Source organism: Micromonospora sp. NPDC093244, from assembly GCF_040683695.1.
In the GTDB taxonomy this organism is placed as follows: Bacteria; Actinomycetota; Actinomycetes; order Mycobacteriales; family Micromonosporaceae; genus Micromonospora.
The window spans coordinates 1793420-1812481 of sequence record NZ_JBFBEO010000001.1 but is presented as its reverse complement, the minus strand read 5'-3'; the positions used below and the strand labels follow the sequence as shown (position 1 = coordinate 1812481).

The following is a 19062-nucleotide window of genomic DNA, read 5'->3' as shown; positions in this document are numbered from 1 at the left end:
TCAGTCGTCCCCGGGTACGCGCAGCACAGCCGCCCGGACCGCCTCGTCGGCCTCCTCGGGCACGCACCGCAGGTCGAGCAGGAGCCGGCCCCGGACCACCCGGCCGAGCACCGGCTGCTCGCCGGTGCGCAACGGGCCCGCGTACCGCTCGGGCAGGCTCAGCGCCCACGAGTCCAGCTCCACCCCCGGGGCTCCGCCGCCACCGACCACCGCGACGGCCGGCACCACCTCGGCCTTACGGCCGTCCGCGCCGAGTCGGTCACGCAGTCGCTCCACCCGGCGGCGCAGCGCGCCCGGGTCGGCGTGCAGGGCCGCCCGGGTCGGTGTGTCCGGCTGGTGCACTGTGGCGGCCAGCGCGGCCAGGGTGAGCTTGTCCACCCGCAACGCCCGGGCCAGCGGGTGGCGGCGCAGCCTCTCGACCAGCTCGACGTCACCGAGCAGCAGGCCCGCCTGCGGGCCGCCGAGCAGCTTGTCGCCGCTGGCCGTGACGAGTGCGGCACCGGCGCGCAGGGTGCCGGCCGCGTCCGGCTCGTCGGGCAGAAGCGGATCCGCGGTGAGCAGACCGGAGCCGATGTCGGCGACCACCGGCACGCCGAGGGTGGCCAGTTGCCGCACCGGGGTCGCCGAGGTGAAGCCGGTGACCTTGAAGTTCGACGGGTGCACCTTGAGCACGAAACCGGTCTGCGGGCCGAGGGCCGCGGCGTAGTCGGCGAGTGTGGTGCGGTTGGTGGTGCCCACCTCCCGCAGCCGCGCGCCGGTGCTCTCCAGCAGGTCGGGCAGGCGGAAACCGTCGCCGATCTCGACCAGCTCACCCCGGCTGACCACGATCTCCCGGCCGGCGGCCAGGGCGGTGGCGGCCAGCACCAGCGCGGCGGCGCCGTTGTTCACCACGTGCACGGCCTCGGCGGCGGGCACGGCGGCGGCCAACGCGTCGAGGGCGTCCCGGCCGCGGCGGGCCCGCCGACCGGTGGCCAGGTCCAACTCCACGTCGGTGTGCCTGGCGGCGGCGACCACGGCGGCGACCGCCTCGGGTGACAGCGGCGCCCGGCCCAGGTTGGTGTGCAGCACGACGCCTGTCGCGTTGAGCACCACGCGGGGGCCGGCCGTGGGCAGCGCGGCGACCGCGGCGTCGCGTACCTCGTCGGGGTTCAGCTCGCCCCGGCGGGCCCGGTCCTGGGCGCGGACGACGACCGCCTTGACCCGGTCCCGACCGAGCGTCGCGCTGGCGGCGGCGAGCCGAGGATCGGCGAGCAGCGTGTCGGTGCGGGGCACCCGCCGTCGCGGGTCCATCGGCCCGTCGCCCATCACGTCATCTCCCGCACTGGTTTTGGCGGAGACGGACGGGAATCGAACCCGCCTGGCCCGGGTCCCGGACCACACCGGTTTTGAAGACCGGGAGGGGCACCAGCCGCCTGAACGCCTCCACCGGACATTCGATCACAGCACGGACGGCACCGCCCGGTCAGGTGGAAGTTCCGCCGATTCTGCGCCGGGCTTCCACCCGCTCGCGCTGCGGCACCACGGTGTACCGGGGGTCGTGGGCCGAGGCGACGCCGCCGTAGAAGATGCCGAACCGGGTCGCCACCGAAGCGGCAAGCAACGCGGCGCCGGAGAGCGCGCCGACCGTCCGGCTGCGGCGGCCCAGCAACGCCCCGGCGACCCCGGAGGCGGTCAGCAGCCGACCGGCGCGCAACAGTCGACCGGGGAGGCCCAGCCGGTAGGGCTCGCTGAGCAGACCGAGGCGGGTCTCCACCCGGTGCGCGCCGTACAGCTCCAGGGCCGCGCCGGCCACCGCCATCCGCCGGGCCGGTCCGGCCTGGGCCGGCGGCGCGGCGAGCAGACCCACGCCCGCGCCGCTGGCCAGCGCGCTGCCCGCGAAGATGACAGGCAACTCGGGGTACGCCTCATGCCACGACGGCACCGCCGTGTCGGCCAGCAACACCCCGGTGTACGTGGCCAGCGCGGGCGCGGCACCGGCGGCGAGCAGCCCGGCGGCGTGCCCGACCGACGGCAACGCCCGACCGGCCAACCCGAGCAGGCCGTGGCGCGGCAGCACACCGGCGGCCTCGGCGATCGCGGCGACACCGGCAGCCGGCCCGTAGGCGGTGAGGATCCAGGTGCCCATCGACATCGGCGAGGTCGGCTTCGCCACCCGCAGCATGTGGTGGAAGCGGGCCGGCCGGCCCAGGTCCTTGACGAGGAACACGGCGCTGGCGCTGACGGCGGCCAGCGCGGTGACCCGGCCGGCACGCCGCAGCGCCGGCCTACCGGTGAGCTGCCCACCGGCCGCGAGCAGCGACGATCCGGCCGCCAGCCCCCCGGTGAACAGGTACGCGGCGATGTCCCACTTCCAGACCGGCCCCTTGAGGATCGGCCGACCGTAGTACGACGTGAACTCCGCCTCCGGAACCCGCAGCTCCTCGCCGCCGCGACCGCCGCGTCGTCGGCCCGTGCGTCGACCGGGCTGGTCGGCGGAGGTCCCGTGCGGTCCGGCGGCCTGGTGCCGCGTGGCGATCTCCTTCGGCGGGGCGGTCGCGTGCGGAACGTGGTCGTCGGCACCCGCCGGCCCGCCGTCGGCACCGGGCTCCGGCCGTGCCGACACGCCCGGTCGGTCGGAACCCTCGGCGGCCAGCCGGGCACGGAAGCGGCGGAACAAGTCGCCCACCTCGGGGCGCTGCGGACTCACGAGGAACCTCCGACGAACGCGGCGACGGCGGCCGCCGCCATGGCGAGAGCGGCGAGGCCTGCGCGTTTCCACATGGCCGGCAGGTCGCGGGTCGTCACGATCGGGTCCGGCGGCAACCCGTACACCTCGGGCTCGTCCAACAGCAGGAAGAACGCCCCGTCGCCACCGACGCCGTCGTCCGGGTCGTGCCCGTACAACCGTGCCTCCGGCACCCCCCGCTCGTGCAGAGTGCTCACCCGTGCGGCGGCCCGGTCACGCAACTCCTCAAGCGGCCCGTACTGGATCGACTCCGTCGGACACGCCTGCGCGCACGCCGGCGTCATCCCAGCCCCGAGCCGGTCGTAGCACAACGTGCACTTCCACGCCCGACCGTCACCCTTGCGCTGATCGATGACGCCGTACGGACACGCCGAGATGCAGTACCCACACCCGTTGCAGATGTCCTCCTGCACCACCACAGTCCCGAACTCCGTCCGGAACAACGACCCCGTCGGACACACATCCAGACACGCCGCATGTGTGCAGTGCTTGCACACGTCCGACATCATCAACCAGCGGAAATCCGTGCGCTGCTCGACGCCGGTGTCCCGCCCCGGCGGCTGCGCCCCCGGCATCCCCAGGAACTGCGGTCCCGAGCCCGCGTCGACCGACCGCTGCCCGGCGGCGTTCACCGGCTCGCCGAGCACGTCCGCCGACGACGGGTGCTGCCCGGCCGGGCGAGGCTGCTCGACGAACGCGACGTGCCGCCACGAGTTCGCCGTCAACGCACCCGTGTTGTCGTACGACATGCCGAGCAAGTCCAACCCGCTCTCCGGCACACCGTTCCACTCCTTGCACGCCACCTCACACGCCTTGCACCCGATACACACGCTGGTGTCGGTGAAGAACCCCATCCGAGGCGGCGCGTCCACATAGCCCGCGTCGGGCGCAGGGTCCAGCGGACCGTAGAGGCTGTTCGGGTCAGGAAGCACCGCGCTGCTCCCCCTCGCTGTCGGTGGTGATCGCCGGAGCGTTCTGGCCCGGCGTCATCCCGGCACGCCGCTGGTAGTCGGCGACCAGGTCCAGCAACGCGGGCCCAATCGGACGGCGGCCGGGCCGCACGTCGCAGGTGCCGACCTTGCTCTCCTGAATCAGCACGTTCGGGTCCAGGCTGATGCCGAACAGGTCGTTCGCCGAGTCGCCCGTCACCAGACCCTCGAAGCCGAAGTGGTACGGCAACCACACCTGGTGGATGACCCGGCCCTCCACCCGCAGCGGGGTGAGCCGATCCGTGACCAGCACCTTCGCCTCGATCACCGCCCGACCGCTGACCAGGTGCGCCCACCCCAGGTGGTCGAGCCCACGTTCGGCCGCCAGCTCCGGTGACACCTCGACGAACATCTCCGGCTGCAACTCCGCCAGCGGCGACACCGTACGACTCATCCCACCGGCCGTGTGGTGCTCGGTGAGCCGGCTGACAGTGAACACGTACGGGAACACCTGACTGTGCTCCTGAGGCGGACTCGGGTTCACCGAGTTCACCGGATGCGCGTACATCTTGCGGGTCGGGTTGGCCTGCTGGCGGTACAGCGGGTTGCGCACCGGCGACTCCACCGGCTCGTAGTGCGTCGGCAGCGGCCCGTCCAGGACACCGCTCGGCGCGTACAGCCAGCCCTTGCCGTCACCCTGCATGACGAACGGGTCGTCACCGGCGATGCCCTCCGGCCCTGACGCTCCGGCCGGCGGCCGGTACGACGGTGGCTTGGTCTTCTCGAAGTCCGGCACGTCGTAGCCCGTCCACTCGCCCCTGTCCGCGTCCCACCAGACGTAGCGCTTGCGCTCGCTCCACGGGTTGCCGTCCGGGTCGGCGGACGCACGGTTGTAGAGGATGCGGCGGTTCGCCGGCCACGCCCAGCCCCACTCGGCGGCGACCCAGTCCTGCTCGTGGCGGGACCTGCGCCGGGCCGCCTGGTTCACCCCGTCGGCGTACACCCCGGTGTAGATCCAGCAGCCCACCGCCGTGGAGCCGTCCGCGCGGGCCTCGGCGAAACTGGACAGCGGGCTGCCGGTCGTCACGTCGTACCCGTTGATCTCCCGCAGGACCGCCTCGGCGCTCGGCTCCGCGTGCGGACCGTGCGTGGGGTAGTCCCAGGTGAGGTCGAGCAGCGCCCTGTCGCGCGGCAGGTCGGAGCCGGCCAGCTTCTCGCGCAGCTTGCGCCCGAGGTGGTAGAAGAACCACAGCTCGGAGCGGGCGTCGCCCGGCGGCTCGACGGCCTTCTCCCGCCACTGCAACAGCCGCTGCGTCTGGGTGAAGCTGCCCTCCTTCTCCACATGGGAGGCGGCGGGCAGGAAGAACACCTCGGTGCGGCACTCCTCCGGGACGATCTCACCGGTGGCCACCTCGGGACCGTTCTGCCAGAACGTCGCACTCTCGATCATGAACAGGTCCCGGACGACCAGCCAGTCCAGATTCGCCATGCCCAGGCGCTGCGCCCGGCCGTGAGCCGAGCCGACCGCGGGGTTCTGACCCAACAGGAAGTACCCCTTGATCTTCCCGTCGATCATGTTCAGCACCTGCTGGTAGGTGCCGTGGTCGCCGGTCATTCGCGGCAGGTAGCCGTAGCAGAAGTCGTTCTCCGGGGTGGCCGCGTCACCCCAGTACGCCTTGAGCAGGCTGGCGGCGAACGACCGCGCGTTGCCCCAGAAGCCCTTCTGCCCGGGGTGGCGGATGCTGTCCACCCACTCGTCGAAGCTCGGGTGCTCGGCGTGGTGCGGCATCGGCAGATAGCCCGGCAGCAGGTTGAACAACGTCGGGATGTCAGTGGAGCCCTGGATGCTGGCATGCCCGCGCAGCGCCATCACCCCGCCACCCGGACGACCCATGTTGCCGAGCAACAGCTGGATGATCGCCCCGGTCCGGATGTACTGCACACCCACGCTGTGCTGCGTCCAGCCCACCGAGTAGATCAGCATCCCGGTGCGCTCCCGGCCCGAGTTCGCCGTCCACGCCCGCGCCAACTCGAGGAACTGCTCCTGCGGGATGCCGCAGACCCGCTCCACCATCTCGGGCGTGTAGCGGGCGAAGTGCCGCTTGAGGATCTGGTAGACGCAGCGCGGATGCTGCAACGTCTCGTCCCGCCGGGTCTGGCCACTCACCTGAGCGCCGTGCGACTCGTGGGTCAGTCCGGCGGCGCTGTCCCGCTCCTGAGCGGTGTGCCCGCTGCCGGAGGAATCCTCGTGACCCTCGTACTGCCAGCTGTCCTGCACGTAACTGCCGGTCTCCGGGTCGAAGCCGGAGAAGAACCCGTCGCCGTCCTCGGTGTCGCTGAACTCCTCACTGACGATCGTCGCCGCGTTCGTGTACGCGAGCACGTACTCCCGGAAGTCCAGCTCGTTGTCCAGGATGTAGCGCACCACCCCACCGAGCAGGGCGATGTCCGTGCCCGCCCGGATCGGCAGGTACGCGTCAGCCACCGCGCTGGTCCGGGTGAACCGAGGGTCGACGTGGAAGACCTTCGCACCCCGGCGCTTGGCCTCCATCACCCACTGGAAACCCACCGGATGCGCCTCGGCCATGTTCGAACCCTGAATGACGATGACGTCAGCGTTGGCGATGTCCTGCTGGAAATCCGTCGCACCGCCACGACCGAAGCTGGCCCCCAGACCGGGGACGGTGGCGGAGTGTCAAATACGGGCCTGGTTCTCGATCTGCAACGCGCCGGCCGCGGTGAACAACTTCTTGATGAGGTAGTTCTCCTCGTTGTCCAGCGTTGCCCCACCCAGACTGGAGAAACCAAGCGTCCGGTTGAGCGGCCGGCCCTGCGCGTCGACGTCCTCCCAGGTCTGCTCACGCGCGGCGAGCATCCGGTCGGCGATCATGTCGAGCGCGGTGTCGAGCTCCAGGTCTTCCCACTGCGTCGAGTACGGACGGCGGTAACGGACCGTCGTCTGCCGCAACGGACTCGTCACCAGGCTCTTGCTCGCCGAACCCTTGGGACAGAGCCGGCCCCGCGAGATCGGGCTGTCTGGATCACCCTCGATCTGGGTGATCTGCCCGTCCTTCACGTACACCCGCTGGCCACAACCCACAGCACAGTACGGGCACACCGAACGGGCCACGCTGTCCGCCGCCTCGGTACGGGGGGTCAGCTCCGCCGAACGGGCGGACTGCGCCGCGGCGCCCCGCCCGAGCGGGTCAGTGCCGGTGAGCTGCCGGTAGACAGGCCAACCCTCGATGAAGGTCCGCAGACCCATCCTCGACACCCCCTCCCACGCGAGCGACCCCATGAACATAGGCCAGCCGAGACATCTTCGCGAGCGGGGGAAGTCAGACAGCGCCGCCCCCGGCCCGGGTGGGTCGGGGGCGGCGCTGGTGTCGGTGTGCAGGTCGCCTCTCGGCGAGTGGCGCGACGCGGCTCCAACGGGAACTGTCCACGATCTCGGCTGGGCATGCCGATGGCCGGCACCCCGTGTGGGGGTGCCGGCTATCGGTTGTTTCACGGGGTCAGCTGTTCCAGTGCTGGGCCACGAGGTCGGTGGCCTGCTGCTCCCACTGGGCGTAGGCGTCCGGGTAGGCCGAGACCTGCACGGTCTGCGCGGCGTCGGTCAGCGGCATGTCCTGCCAGCCGTCGACCTGCTTGAGACCCTTGAGGAAGGCGGTGGTGGAGTAGTCGGGGTCGGTGATCTGCTCCGGCGTACCCCAACCCGAGCTCGGGCGCTGCTGGAACAGGCCCAGCGAGTCGTGGTCGTTGCGGTCGCCGAGGTGGCCCAGGTTCTCCAGCTTCGACTCCTGCAGGCTCGTGGCGATGGAGATGACCGCGGCCCGTTCGGGTAGGCCTGCCTTCTTCGTCGCGGCGATGATCGCCTTGACGTTGGCGCTCTGCTCGTCGTTCAGGGTGATGTGCGACTGGTCGCCCTGCGGCTTCGGCGCGGCCACCTGCACCGCGGCGGCGGCGGGCTTGGCGTCGACCGGGGTCGCGGCGTGGGCGGCAACCGGGCCGGCGAAGACGCCACCGGCGAAGGCCAGACCAGCAACGGACAGCACACTCTTACGCATGATCGTGTTCATGGGGGTAGCTCCTTCGGGGGTAAGGACACCCACCGCTCAACGGCGGGTGTAGCACCTCGTCCGGCGCCGCACAAAGTCGGGGGGTCGGCGGCCTGCGAGCCGGGGGGCTCGCGGCGCCGGGGTCTGGGTGTAACCAACCGGGGGCCGGGGTCATTCCGGGGGGTGGCCCATCCGGCGGCACCGCATCGAGGCGGTGCCTGGGGGGGTCTGCAACGACCGGGCCGGGCTTCCCATTCCCACCCCGTGCGGGCGGGCCGAGCGGCCGTGGTCCTGCGATCGTCAGGGTATGTAACGACCCCCGGCCCGCCACGATTCCGCCGCACGGATGCCCCCGGTCACAGCCCAGACACCCCAGGACCGGACATAACACTCACCCTTGGCACCACCACCAAGCGGGCGCGTCAGCACCACATGTCCACCCGGCGGCCACCCGGTCGGCGAGGCAACCGACCCGGCGAGAACCTGGTTGAGCGACACCCGGACTGCCGGGCGTTACCCTGACACCATGCAGGCCGTCTCCCCCACCGCGACCGGCGTGGCCTTCCTGGCCCGCCCGGGTCGCCCCGCCGTGGTGGCGCGGACGCTCGCCGAGCTGGCCGGCCCCACCCGGGGCGTGGTGGAGTTGCCGGTGCGATTGATGTGGAACGCGGAACGCACCTTCGACCTCGGCGACCCCGACCAGTTGCTGTGGATGTACGAGAACGTGCTGCGGGAGACCACCCGCGCCGAGGACCTGCGCGTCCTGATCAACGGTCGGACGCTGCGGCGGGTGTGGCGGCTGCTCAACCTGCCTCGGGGCGTACGCCTGGCGTGGGAGAGCCGCCACCGGGGCCTGCGGGCGGCGTGATCGCGCCGCATCTGCACGAGTTCTACCGGGAGGTGGCCCGGGTGGCGTTGGCCGCCGCCGGCCCGTACCGCTTCGTGTTGGGCGGCGGGGTGGCCTGGGCCGCGCACGGCCTCGTCGCCCGCCCGACGGAGGACGTCGACCTGTTCGCCGACGTCGAGGGTGCCGCCGCGGCGGCCTCCGCCGGCGTGCGTGTGGCGTTGGAGCGCGCCGGGTTCACCGTCACCGACGCCGACCCGGACAGCGACCTCGCCGAGCTGTTCGACGGGTACGAGCGGGACATGAAGGACTTCGTGGTGGGCCGTGACGGGCGGCAGATCCGGCTCAGCCTGGCCCGGCTGGACCGGCAGCAGAGCCCCGTGGTGATGGATCTCGGCCCGGTCATGGACGTCCGCGACCTGGTGGCCAACAAGGTCGCGGCGCTGGTCAACCGGCGGGAGGTCCGCGACTTCATCGACGTGGCTGCGGCACTGGAGCACTACGACGTGACGGAGTTGCTGGTGCTGGCCCGGCAGGTCGACCCGGCGCTGGACCCGGACGACGTGCGGGCCGCCGGCCGTTACCTCGACCGGCTGTCCGAGCAGCGCTTCGGCCGGTACGGCCTGGGCGGCGCCGACGTGGCCCGGGTCCGGGAGCGTTTCGCCACCTGGCCGCGCTGACCACCGCACACCGTGCGGGCGGGCGACCCGGGGTCACCCGCCCGTCGGCGGGTTCACTTGGTCGGTCGACCGCCCGTGACGCCGAGGATCTCGCCTGTGACGTAGCTGGACTCCTGCGAGGCGAAGAAGACGTACGCGGGAGCCAGCTCCGCCGGCTGACCGGGCCGGCCCTCCGGGGTGTCGGTGCCGAACTGTTCCACCTTCTCCTTCGGCATGGTCGCCGGGATCAGCGGCGTCCAGACCGGGCCGGGTGCCACCGCGTTGACCCGGATGCCCTGCTCGGCGAGGTCGGCGGCGAGGGCCTTGGTGAAGTTGGCGATCCCCGCCTTGGTGGTGGCGTAGTCGAGCAGCTGCGGCGACGGGTCGAACGCCTGGATCGACGCCGTGTTGATGATCGCCGACCCCTCCGGCAGGTGCGGGATGGCGGCCTTGCACAGCCAGAACATCGCGTACAGGTTGGTCTTGAGCACCCGGTCGAACTGCTCGGTGCTGATCCCGAGGATCCCCTTGTCCTGCGACATCTGGTAGGCCGCGTTGTTCACCAGGATGTCGATGCCGCCCAGGTCACGCACCGTGCGGTCGACGAGTTCCTGGCAGTGCGCCTCGTCGGTGATGTCGCCGCGCACCGCGACACCCCGCCGGCCCGCGTCCTCGACCAGTCGGATGGTCTCCCGGGCGTCGGCGTCCTCCTCCTCGCTCAGGTAGGAGATGACCACGTCGGAGCCCTCCCGGGCGTACGCGATCGCGATGGCCCTGCCGATCCCCGAGTCACCACCGGTGATCAGCGCCCGTTTGCCGTCGAGCTTGCCGCTGCCCCGGTACGTGTCCTCCCCGTGGTCCGGCTTCGGCGTCATCTCCGCTGTCGAGCCGGGCGGCGACTGCTGCTGCCCGGGCTGGCCGGACTGCTGACCGTACTGGCTGGTCGGGTCCTGCTGGGTGTGCTGGTCCTCACTCACCGACGTCTCCTCGCACCGCGCGGGTTCCTTCCCCGCGACAACCGTTCCCCACCGCTACCCGGCGACGGCCTGCGGAAACCGGGGCTGACGTGGCAGGAGTGACCGACTGTGGTTATGGTGCGCGAGGCGCCCACGAGGCGCGTCCACCCCCTTGGAAAGGCATGTCATGACCTCTCCCTCCGGCCCGTCGCGTCGCCAGGTGCTCGCCGCCGCGGCCGCGGCGGCGACCGCCCCGCTGATCGCTGCCGCCCCCGCGCAGGCGGCCGGCCCGGCCCGGTCACGCACCTGGGACCTCACCCTCCTGGGCACGTCGGACACCCACGGCAACGTCTACAACTGGGACTACTACCGCGACGCCGAGTACGACGACAGCAAGCACAACGACATCGGCGTCGCGAAGCTCGCCACTCTGATCAACCAGATCCGCGCCGAGCGGCGCGGCAGGGCGACGCTTGTGCTCGACGCCGGCGACACCATCCAGGGCACTCCCCTCGCGACGTTCTACGCCAAGCAGGAACCGATCACCGCCACCGGTGAGAAGCACCCGATGGCCCGCGCCATGAACATCATCGACTACGACGCGGTGACGCTCGGCAACCACGAGTTCAACTACGGTCTGCCGTTGCTGGACCTGTGGATCCGCCAGCTCGGCTTCCCGGCGCTCGCCGCCAACGCGGTGAACGCGAAGACCGGCAAGCCGGCCTTCCAGCCGTACGTCATCAAGAAGGTCTCCCTCGGCTTCGCCGCGCCGACCCTGCGCGTCGGCATCCTCGGCCTGACCAACCCCGGCGTGGCCATCTGGGACAAGGGCAACGTCGAGGGCCGGCTGCGGTTCGACGACATGATCGCCACCGCCGCGAAGTACGTGCCGATCATGCGGGCCCGCGGCGCGGACCTGGTGCTGATCTCGGCGCACGGCGGCGACAGCGGCACGTCCAGCTACGGCCCGGAGCTGCCGAACGAGAACCCGGTGGCGCTGATCGCCCAGCAGGTGCCGGGCATCGACGCGATCCTGTTCGGGCACGCACACAACGAGGTGGTCGAGCGGTTCGTCACCAACGAGCGCACCGGCGCTCAGGTGCTGCTCTCCGAGCCGTCGAAGTGGGGCCAGCGGCTCACCCGGATGGACTTCACCCTCGCGCGCGAGCGGGGCCGGTGGACGATCACCAAGAAGGCCGCCACCATGCTGAACACCAACACGGTGGTCGAGGACCCGAAGGTGCTCGCCGCCGTACGGGCCCAGCACCAGAAGACCATCGCGTACGTCAACCAGGTGGTCGCCCAGGCCACCGTGGAGATGTCCACCGTGGAGTCGCGATACAAGGACACGCCCATCCTGGACTTCATCAACCACGTCCAGGCCGAGACCGTCACGAAGGCCCTGGCCGGCACGCAGTACGCCGATCTGCCGGTGCTGTCGCAGGCCTCGCCGTTCAGCCGCACTGCGGTCTTCCCCGCCGGCGACGTCAAGATCCGCGACGTGGCCGGGCTCTACGTGTACGACAACACCCTCGAGGCGGTCGTGCTCAGCGGCGCCGAGGTGCGCGCGTACCTGGAGTACTCGGCGAAGTACTTCCGGACCTTCGCCCCGGGCGCCCCGGTCGACCCGGAGCAGATCAGCGACTCGCCGGCCGTGCCGGACTACAACTACGACGTGATCTCCGGCCTGGACTACGACATCGACATCTCCAAGCCGATCGGCCAGCGGATCACCCGCCTGGTGCTGCCCGGGACCGACACCCCCGTCGCGGACAACGCGCAGTTCGTGATGGCGGTGAACAACTACCGGCGCAGCGGCGGCGGCAACTTCCCCGGCATCGTCAAGACCCAGGTCTACAACGAGCAGCAGGAGATCCGCCAGCTGCTCATCGACTGGGCACAGGCCAGGGGGACGATCAACCCGGCCGACTTCTTCCAGCCCAACTGGCGCCTGGTGCGCGAGGGCGTGCCGGTCTTCTGACCGGAGCAACCCGTCGAGGCGGGCCGTGGGTGGTGATCACCCGCGGCCCGTCGCGCGTTCTCAGCCCTGCACGTTCCAGCGGATCGGGTCCTCGGTCCTGTCCGGCCCGTCCCGCCCCGGGTCCGTCTCGGTCAACGCGACCCGGTCGTCCGGGCGGACGGCGGGCGGCAGCTCCCCGAACCGCACGTGGCGCAGAAACGCGTACTCGTCATCGGTGAACGGCTGCTCGGCCATCGTCACCTCCCTGCTCCCCCGTCATTCTCCGGCCGCTGGTGCGTCGGCGGAAGCTTCCGCTGTGCGCCCCACCGCACAACCTGCAGGCCATCCTAGGATCCTGGGTGAATGGGGTGCGACGGTCAGCCGGGCAGCCGGTCCAGCACCCCGAGCGCCGCCCGGATGGGCCGGCGCTGGAGCATCTCGGCGAAGCTCGCCCGCCCCTGACAGAACTGCACGAACATCCGCCAGCCCGGCGGCGTCGCCAGCAGCGCGTGGAACACCTCCGGACGGCGGGTGAACACGTCGAGCAGCCGGAACCCCGCCCGCATCTCCGGCACCAGACGCTCGGCCACCGCCCGCTCGTACCCGTCCAGCTCGCCGGCGGCGACAGCCACGCCGGCCAACTCCCCGGAGCGCAGCGCGAAGCTGATGCCCTCGCGGCTCCACGGCTCCAACAGCCCCGCCGCGTCACCGGCCACCAGCACCCGACCGGCACGCAGCGGGGAATCCTCCTCGCGGCAGCGCGTCAGATGACCGGAGTCGTGCTCCGCCGGCAGCCCGGTCAACCCCAACCGGTCGACGAAGTGCCGCAGATAATCCCGCGTCCCCTCCCCCGCGCCCCGGGCCGCGATCACCCCGACCGTCAGGCGCTCACCCTTGGGGAAGACCCACGCATAGGAGCCGGGCATCGCCCCCCAGTCCAGCAGCAGACGGCCCCGCCACCGCTCCTGCTCCGCCGGCGGCACCGGCACCTCCAACTCCAGACCGAGATCCACCTGCCGGTACCGCACCCCCACGTGCCGGGCTGTCACCCCGGACGACCCGTCCGCGCCGATCACCGTCCGCGCCGTGAGCGTCGTACCGTCGGCCAGTCGCAGGCGTACCTGATCGGGGTCCTGCTCGATCGCACGGACCGCTACCTGCTCGCGGACCTGCGCGCCGGCGGCGACCGCCGCCGCGCGCAACCGGTCGTCGAACTCATCCCGGCGCACCATGGTCACCACTGGGCTGCCGTGCCGGCGGGTGAACTCCCGGCGACCGTCCCTGGTGAACGTCACACGATCCACCCGGTCGCGCGCGGGCACCTCGATCCGGTCCCGGACGGCGGTCAGCGACGTGCCGATCAGGCCACCACCGCACGTCTTGTACCTCGGGTGCGCGGCCCGCTCGACGACCAGGGTGCGCACGCCCGCCCGGGCGGCGGCGTGGGCCGCGGAGAGCCCGGCGGGGCCGGCGCCGACGACGATGAGATCCCAGATGATCACGGTTGCAGCCTAGGGCACCGCACGCCGCGCGGACCGGCTGCGGCACGCCGCCTCGACCGCCCGATCGGGTGGGCATCTTCGCTGCCACAGGGGGTACCCCACGCTGCGCAAACGTCCGCGCGGAGCGGACGGACAAAGGAGGAGATCATGCAGCAGGTGCAGCTGTCGGAGGTCGAGCAACGGGTGTACCAGGCGGTCACCACCCTCGAACAGCGCGGGCACGTGCCGTACCCCGACCTCATCAGCGAGGAGGCCGGACTGACCGAGGAGCAGGTGCACGCCCCACTGCACCAGCTCACCGAGAAGGGCCTGCTGCACCGCGAGGACTCCCCGCTGGCCGGCCTCGACTTCGGACCCCGGTTCTGCGCCCGCCAGATGGCGTGACCCGAGGGACCGCCCGCGGCGATTCGGCCCCCGACGACCGGGGTAGCGAGCAGAAATGGACGATCACCGGTCGGCGGGCGGCTCGATGAGCACAGCGCAGGCGCCGCAGCCGCTCGACGCCGCCGAGAACCGCAAACGCTGGCAGGCCCTCGGCGTCGGGTTGGTCGCCGCGTTCATGACGCTGCTCGACGTGAGCATCGTCAACGTCGCGGTGCCGTCCATCGACCGCGCGTTGCACGCCTCACCGAGCGACCTCCAGTGGGTCCTGTCCGGGTACGCGCTCACCTTCGGCCTGGTCCTCGTGCCCGCCGGTCGCTTCGGCGACGCCCGCGGACGGCGCAACGCGTTCGTGTTCGGCATCTCCCTGTTCACCCTTACCAGCGCGCTCGCCGGCCTGGCCACCTCACCGACCTGGCTGGTCGCGGCCCGGCTGCTCCAGGGCGCCGCGGCAGGCGTGGTCAACCCGCAGGTGACCGGCCTGATCCAGCAGCTGTTCCGGGGGTCGGAGCGCGCCCGCCCGTTCGGGCTGCTCGGCGCCACGATCGGTATCTCCACAGCCGTCGGGCCCCTGCTCGGCGGACTGCTGATCGCCGTCGGTGGCGAGGCGCACGGCTGGCGGTGGGTCTTCTTCGTCAACGTGCCCGTCGGCATCCTCGCGGTCATCCTCGGCTGGCGACTGCTGCCCAGCCGCCCCGAGGGCAAGCCGGACCGGCGGCGGCTCGACCCCGTGGGCGTACTGCTGCTCGGCGTGGGCGTTGTCCTGCTCCTGCTGCCACTTGTGCAGCAACAGCAGTGGCAGACCCCCTGGAAGTGGGCGCTCATCCCGGCCGGCCTCGCGGTCCTCGTCGCGTTCGGGCTCTGGGAGCGGTCGTACGCACGCCACCACGAGCCCCTGTTCGACCTGAAGCTGTTCACCTTCCAGTCGTACTCCCTGGGCGCACTCATCGCGCTCATCTACTTCGGTGGCTTCACCGCGATCTTCTTCGTCTTCACCCTGTACCTGCAGAACGGCCTCGGCTACAGCGCGCTCGTCGCCGGCCTGGCCATCACACCGTTCGCCCTCGGGTCGGCCGCCGCGTCCGCGCTGGGCGGACGTATCGTCAACCGGTTCGGTCGACCGCTTGTCGGGATCGGACTGCTCGCCGTGGTCATCGGCCTGGCCGCGACGGTCGTCGCGCTCCGCCTCGCGCCGGACGCCCCGGCGCCCTGGGTCACCGCCGCTCCCCTGCTCGTCGCCGGGATCGGCAGCGGGCTGGTGATCGCCCCCAACCAGACACTCACCCTCGCCCAGGTGCCCGTGCACCAGGCGGGCAGCGGAGCGGGCATGCTCCAGACCGGTCAGCGGATCGGCGCCGCGGCGGGCATCGCCGCGGTCGGCTCGATGTTCTTCTCCGCCCTCGCCGACAGCCGCGGCAACTGGACCACCGCCTTCGAGACGTCACTCGTGCTGGCCACCGGGATCATCGCGCTCGCGCTGGTCGCCGCCCTTGTCGACATCCTGCGCAAGGGCTGACAACCCTGGGGTACGCCGATGGCCGGCACCCCGGGTCGGGGTGCCGGCCCATCTGCGGGTCAGCTGTTCCAGTACTGGGCGACCAGGTCAGCGGCCTGCTGCTCCCACTGCGCGTACGCGTCCGGGTAGGCCGAGACCTGCACCGTCTGCGCGGCGACGGTCAGCGGCATGTCCTGCCAGCCGTCGACCTGCTTCAGGCCCTTGAGGAACGCCATAGTCGAGTACTCGGGGTCGGTGATCTGCTCCGGCGTGCCCCAACCACTGGACGGGCGCTGCTGGAACAGGCCCAGCGAGTCGTGGTCGTTCATGTCGCCGAGGTGGCCCAGGTTCTCCAGCTTCGACTCCTGCAGGCTCGTCGCGATCGAGATGACCGCGGCGCGCTCGGGCAGGCCTGCCTTCTTCGTCGCGGCGATGATCGCCTTGACGTTGGCGGTCTGCTCGTCGTTCAGGTCGATGTGCGACTGGGCGCCCTGGGTGCCGTGCGGGATCAGGGTGCCGATGTCCGGCTTGTCGGCCTGCACGACCGCCACCGGCCTGGCATCGCCGACGGGGTTGTTGACGGCGTGGGCGACCGGGCCGGCGAACACGCCACCGACGAACGCCATACCAGCAACCGACAGCACACTCTTGCGCATGATCGTGTTCATGGGGGTAGCTCCTTCGGGGGTAGGTCCACCCGCTGCCACCGATGGGTGGAGCCGGGTGTGAGCACCTCGTCCGGCGCTGCGCGTACACGGGGGAAGTCTTCGGTCCCGACCGCCACGAGCGGGGGGCTCGCGGTGCCGGACCGGGTGTAACGACCGGCGGCCGGGGGTCATTCCCGGGGCCTGACCCGCGGGCCGGCGGGCCCGTGGTCCTGCGGTCGTCGGGGTGTGTAACGGCCCCCGGCCCGCCACCATTCCGCCGCACGGGTGCGCCCGGTCACGACCCAGACCGGGACATACCCCTCATGCGGATGGCGATCGGATGAGACCGGACAGCCCGCACACAGGACGGGCTGGTGCCCGCCGGACGAATCCGGCGGGCACCAGCCTCAGGTGAGATCCGGGCACTGCCCGGCGGTGGTGCCGATCAGTGCGCAGCCCCACCAAAGCGCTGGCGACGACGCCAGGCCAGGGTCAGCAGCAACATGAGCGCGCCGGCGCCGACCAGGCCGCCGCCGAGCTTCATGGGCGTACCGATGCTGTCACCGGTGACGGGCAGCGGCTGCTTCTTGTGCAGCACCCGCAGCTCGGCGGTGGCTGTCCGACCGGACTCCCGACCGGTGGCGGTGAAGGTCAGCAGACCCGTCACCGACGGCCGGTAGCTCCTGGTGAAGCGGCCCTGGGCGTCGGTGAACGCCGTGAAGCTCAGCGGCGCGCTCGCCTGGTACGCCACCGGCGCCATGGCGACCGTGGTGCCGTCGCTGCGACGCGCCGGCGCCTGACCGGCCGCGGGAGCGGCGAGCGGCGTCACTGTCACCGTGATGTCGACCGTCTCGTTCGGACCGAAGCCCCTACCGGTCAGCACGACCGTCTCGCCGAGGAAGATCGTCGGGCGGTTGACGGTCAGTGACGCGGCGGTCGGCGGGTACGGCGGCGGCTGGGGCGGGTCGGTGGTCGCACTGGGCGTCGGCTGCGGCTGTGCCGCCCCCGCTGCCGTCGGCACGGCCACCACGGCCAGGCCGACCGTGAGCGCCATGATGATGCGGGATAGCCGCATGATTGGTTCCCTCCTACTGGTCACAGCTTGGTGCGGAATGAACTTGGGTGGTCCAAGGGCTGGCGGTGGGGGTCAGCCACAGCTCGGCCTGTCCGACGCCGGTCTTGGCCGTCAGCACGGTGACCTCCAGCGCCCGTTCGGCCCCGGGACCCACGTCGACGCTTGCCGTCGCCACCTGGCGGCGGCGTTCCGTGCCGCTGCCAAGCGCCGTTTCGGTCCCGTCGAGCCGGGCCTCGAGCACCGCTCCACCGGCCGGGCTGAAGATCGACACCAGAGTGCGTGCGGTGTACGGATCACCGGCCAGGCCGAGGCCGAGGACGGACTCGCTGAGTCCGGACTTCGGCGCCGTCGAGCGCAGGGTCACCCGCAGCCGGAGCTCGCGGCGACCGTCGGGGCGGCATTCGCCCACCGTCAGGTTCGCCGTCGGCCGCAGGTAGTAGCCGAGCTTCGCGCCGCTGCCGTCGTTGAGGAACACGCCGACGGTCGGCACGGTGTCCTGTTCCGGAAGCGTCCCGGCCATCCGGCTGCCGCCGAACGTCCGCTGTTCCTCAGGTCGGGCACTCCAGAACAATATCCGGCGTTCAGTGATAGCACGGTCAAATGCGGACAACAACACCCGTGGGTTGACATTCTTCTTGAAAAAGGCGTCGAACACCGCGGCGGCCGAGGAGGCGAAGAACCTGTCCTGCTCCCGGACGTCAAGCCGCTGGTAACTGTCGTTGAGCAGGGTCTGCACGACCTTCTCGCTGGCCAGGGGCACGCCTCCGGGCACCAGCACCGGCCCTGTCGCCTTGAGCAGATAGGACAGCACCACCGGGTCGACGGCGAGCACACCGTCGACAGTCGTCCCGGTCTTGCGCCGGAACATCTCCCGGTACAGCGCGGCGGCCGTCGGGAAGTGCGGGCTCAGGTTGACGTCTGCGGGATAGATGCCGGGCAGGTCGGTCCAGATCGCGCGGGTCTCCGCCGGCAGCTTCAACGCCGGCGTGAACCGGCCCAGGGACGCGCTGCTGCCCTGCTGACCCATCTTGACCGCGCCGTTCTCGGCCTCGATCATCGCGTACGCGCCGAACATGCCGCCGGTCGCCCGCAACTCGGCGAGGTTCTGCGAGACAAGCAGGTACTTCCGCGAGCCGTGCATGCCGAGCAGCGGCGGCAGCAGGCGGGCAGCCCGGTCGGCGGCGGCGGTCAGGCCGGCCAAGCGGTCGATCTCACCCCGCAGGTCGGTAAGCGCCTGGCGGACCTGGTTGACGAGCCGGTCGCCGGGCACCTCGGCCAGGTCGCGCCGGGTGCGCTGCACCGCCTCGTTCACCCCTGACAGTTCGGTGGAGACCGAGGTCAGCCGGGCCAGGTCCAGCCGGCCGTCGGTCGGGACGAGGCTGGTCAGGTCCGTCCGGAGCAGGGTCGGGAACGCGTGCCGGGCCAGCTCGTCGATGGCGACCGCGATCTGCCGCACGGCGTCGAGGTCGTCGCCAGCGATCGGCGTGTGCCGGCCGAGCGCCCAGCCCGGGTCGTTGGTCGCGGCTCGGGCCGCGCCGGCCTGCTCCTGGAGGGCGGCGAGTGTCCGCAGGGCGCGGTCGGTGTCCCCGCCGACCACCTGGGCGCTCAACTCCCGCGCCAGACCGGCGGCGTTGAGCAGGTGCGAGCGCGCCTGCCACCCACGAAAGCCGACCCAGCCTCCCACCGTCAGCAGCAGCGACGCGACCACCAGGGCGCCGAGCAGCGCCCGCCGCAGTCGCGCCCGCCGGCGACGCCGGGACCGGCTACGCCGCCGGCGAGGCCGTTCGCTCTCCGTCACACCACACTCCCCATCCGGAACCGGACACAAAGT

At 71.5% G+C, this 19062-nt stretch carries 16 protein-coding genes and 1 tRNA gene; 5 read left to right on the top strand and 12 right to left on the bottom strand.

The features are described 5' to 3' along the window. The 6 genes from selA to AB0N27_RS07955 all read right to left on the bottom strand — a co-directional run bounded on the left by selA (position 1) and on the right by AB0N27_RS07955 (position 7733). A complete protein-coding gene (selA, locus tag AB0N27_RS07980) occupies positions 1-1305 on the bottom strand; it encodes an L-seryl-tRNA(Sec) selenium transferase (protein WP_364364883.1) in 1305 nt (434 codons plus the stop codon). Positions 1306-1328: 23 nt separating this feature from the next. Then, positions 1329-1424, bottom strand: a tRNA-Sec gene (locus AB0N27_RS07975). A 38-nt stretch (positions 1425-1462) separates the two neighbouring features. Further along, positions 1463-2686: an NrfD/PsrC family molybdoenzyme membrane anchor subunit gene (gene nrfD / locus AB0N27_RS07970; RefSeq protein ID WP_364364880.1), complete on the bottom strand. Its 1224-nt coding sequence runs from the start codon at positions 2684-2686 to the stop codon at positions 1463-1465. Then, positions 2683-3657 (bottom strand): 4Fe-4S dicluster domain-containing protein, encoded by a 975-nt coding sequence (locus AB0N27_RS07965; protein WP_364364877.1) that lies wholly within the window; start codon positions 3655-3657, stop codon positions 2683-2685. Before AB0N27_RS07965 ends, nrfD begins: the two co-directional genes overlap by 4 nt. Continuing rightward, complete coding sequence (fdh, locus tag AB0N27_RS07960; protein ID WP_364364875.1) at positions 3647-6919, bottom strand: formate dehydrogenase; 3273 nt, start codon at positions 6917-6919, stop codon at positions 3647-3649. Before fdh ends, AB0N27_RS07965 begins: the two co-directional genes overlap by 11 nt. A 250-nt stretch (positions 6920-7169) precedes the next feature. Then, the gene (locus tag AB0N27_RS07955) at positions 7170-7733 is read right to left on the bottom strand and encodes a hypothetical protein (protein WP_364364872.1); all 564 of its coding nucleotides are present in this window, start codon (positions 7731-7733) and stop codon (positions 7170-7172) included. A 505-nt stretch (positions 7734-8238) separates the two neighbouring features. Here AB0N27_RS07955 and AB0N27_RS07950 point away from each other — a divergent pair. Together AB0N27_RS07950 and AB0N27_RS07945 are read left to right on the top strand one after the other, a co-directional pair. Next, positions 8239-8580, top strand: coding sequence for a hypothetical protein (locus tag AB0N27_RS07950; RefSeq protein WP_364364869.1), 342 nt, complete (start codon positions 8239-8241; stop codon positions 8578-8580). Then, on the top strand, positions 8577-9236 hold the full coding sequence (locus AB0N27_RS07945) for a nucleotidyl transferase AbiEii/AbiGii toxin family protein (RefSeq protein WP_364364865.1): 660 nt from the start codon (positions 8577-8579) through the stop codon (positions 9234-9236). The genes AB0N27_RS07950 and AB0N27_RS07945 overlap by 4 nt, the downstream gene beginning before the upstream one ends. Positions 9237-9289: 53 nt before the next feature. Here AB0N27_RS07945 and AB0N27_RS07940 read toward each other — a convergent pair whose 3' ends face one another. Then, positions 9290-10192, bottom strand: a complete 903-nt coding sequence (locus AB0N27_RS07940; protein WP_364364862.1) for an SDR family oxidoreductase — start codon at positions 10190-10192, stop codon at positions 9290-9292. A 166-nt stretch (positions 10193-10358) separates the two neighbouring features. Here AB0N27_RS07940 and AB0N27_RS07935 point away from each other — a divergent pair, with 166 nt between their 5' ends. Next, positions 10359-12152 (top strand): 5'-nucleotidase C-terminal domain-containing protein, encoded by a 1794-nt coding sequence (locus tag AB0N27_RS07935; RefSeq protein WP_364364859.1) that lies wholly within the window; start codon positions 10359-10361, stop codon positions 12150-12152. Positions 12153-12212: 60 nt separating this feature from the next. On the opposite strand, the gene AB0N27_RS07930 is transcribed toward AB0N27_RS07935, so the two are convergent. Both AB0N27_RS07930 and AB0N27_RS07925 read right to left on the bottom strand, forming a co-directional pair. Continuing rightward, positions 12213-12386, bottom strand: coding sequence for a hypothetical protein (locus AB0N27_RS07930; protein WP_364364856.1), 174 nt, complete (start codon positions 12384-12386; stop codon positions 12213-12215). A gap of 122 nt (positions 12387-12508) precedes the next feature. Further along, complete coding sequence (locus AB0N27_RS07925; protein WP_364364853.1) at positions 12509-13633, bottom strand: geranylgeranyl reductase family protein; 1125 nt, start codon at positions 13631-13633, stop codon at positions 12509-12511. A gap of 147 nt (positions 13634-13780) precedes the next feature. On the opposite strand from AB0N27_RS07925, the gene AB0N27_RS07920 reads away from it, so the two are divergent. Both AB0N27_RS07920 and AB0N27_RS07915 read left to right on the top strand, forming a co-directional pair. Then, entirely contained in the window at positions 13781-14017 is a 237-nt protein-coding gene (locus tag AB0N27_RS07920; protein WP_357990367.1) for a hypothetical protein, read from the top strand. Positions 14018-14102: 85 nt separating this feature from the next. Beyond that, positions 14103-15530: an MFS transporter gene (locus AB0N27_RS07915; RefSeq protein WP_364366134.1), complete on the top strand. Its 1428-nt coding sequence runs from the start codon at positions 14103-14105 to the stop codon at positions 15528-15530. A 59-nt stretch (positions 15531-15589) separates the two neighbouring features. Here AB0N27_RS07915 and AB0N27_RS07910 read toward each other — a convergent pair whose 3' ends face one another. The 3 genes from AB0N27_RS07910 to AB0N27_RS07900 all read right to left on the bottom strand — a co-directional run bounded on the left by AB0N27_RS07910 (position 15590) and on the right by AB0N27_RS07900 (position 19029). Then, entirely contained in the window at positions 15590-16177 is a 588-nt protein-coding gene (locus AB0N27_RS07910) for a hypothetical protein (protein ID WP_364364849.1), read from the bottom strand. 424 nt (positions 16178-16601) lie between these two features. After that, positions 16602-17231 carry a hypothetical protein gene (locus tag AB0N27_RS07905; protein WP_364364846.1) on the bottom strand — a complete coding sequence of 210 codons (630 nt, stop codon included), beginning with the start codon at positions 17229-17231 and terminating at the stop codon, positions 16602-16604. Positions 17232-17244: 13 nt separating this feature from the next. Next, on the bottom strand, positions 17245-19029 hold the full coding sequence (locus tag AB0N27_RS07900; RefSeq protein ID WP_364364843.1) for a DUF4012 domain-containing protein: 1785 nt from the start codon (positions 19027-19029) through the stop codon (positions 17245-17247). Positions 19030-19062: the final 33 nt, after the last annotated feature.

Excerpts from the sequence above, each read along its gene's own strand:
- AB0N27_RS07915 (WP_364366134.1), top strand. The coding sequence starts at position 14,103 with ATGAGCACAGCGCAGGCGCCGCAGCCGCTCGACGCCGCCGAGAACCGC.
- AB0N27_RS07950 (WP_364364869.1), top strand. The coding sequence starts at position 8,239 with ATGCAGGCCGTCTCCCCCACCGCGACCGGCGTGGCCTTCCTGGCCCGC.
- selA (WP_364364883.1), bottom strand. The coding sequence starts at position 1,305 with ATGGGCGACGGGCCGATGGACCCGCGACGGCGGGTGCCCCGCACCGAC.
- AB0N27_RS07910 (WP_364364849.1), bottom strand. The coding sequence starts at position 16,177 with ATGAACACGATCATGCGCAAGAGTGTGCTGTCGGTTGCTGGTATGGCG.
- AB0N27_RS07930 (WP_364364856.1), bottom strand. The coding sequence starts at position 12,386 with ATGGCCGAGCAGCCGTTCACCGATGACGAGTACGCGTTTCTGCGCCAC.
- AB0N27_RS07935 (WP_364364859.1), top strand. The coding sequence starts at position 10,359 with ATGACCTCTCCCTCCGGCCCGTCGCGTCGCCAGGTGCTCGCCGCCGCG.
- AB0N27_RS07905 (WP_364364846.1), bottom strand. The coding sequence starts at position 17,231 with ATGCGGCTATCCCGCATCATCATGGCGCTCACGGTCGGCCTGGCCGTG.
- AB0N27_RS07955 (WP_364364872.1), bottom strand. The coding sequence starts at position 7,733 with ATGAACACGATCATGCGTAAGAGTGTGCTGTCCGTTGCTGGTCTGGCC.
- AB0N27_RS07920 (WP_357990367.1), top strand. The coding sequence starts at position 13,781 with ATGCAGCAGGTGCAGCTGTCGGAGGTCGAGCAACGGGTGTACCAGGCG.